A 244-nucleotide genomic window follows, 5' to 3' on the forward strand; every position below is an offset into this window, starting at 1 on the left:
GGGGTTGACTGCTTCTGGTCCGTAAAGGTGGGCCCGCCGTTGGGGGCCATCCCGTTGAAGCTGAAGAGGTCGTCGCGGAGGGACATGGGCGGGCCCGCCATAGGGAAGACGTGCGGAGCGTCGACCCTCTCGATGTAGTACATCGCGCGCATGTTCTCCGCCTCGGCCTTGAGGCGGGGGAAGTTCTGCTTCGCATCCAGCGGGAGAACGTAGACCATGGGGCACCAGATCGCTCCGGAGACCT

Annotated in this window: 1 pseudogene; it reads right to left on the reverse strand. The window is 64.8% G+C overall.

The features are described 5' to 3' along the window. Positions 1-218 (reverse strand): annotated as a pseudogene (locus tag KVS71_RS18305) ((2Fe-2S)-binding protein); the annotation flags it as partial. Between the last annotated feature and the right edge of the window lie 26 nt (positions 219-244).

It is taken from the genome of Microbacterium sp. GbtcB4 (genome assembly GCF_019091465.1).
Classification (GTDB): Bacteria; Actinomycetota; Actinomycetes; order Actinomycetales; family Microbacteriaceae; genus Microbacterium; species Microbacterium paraoxydans.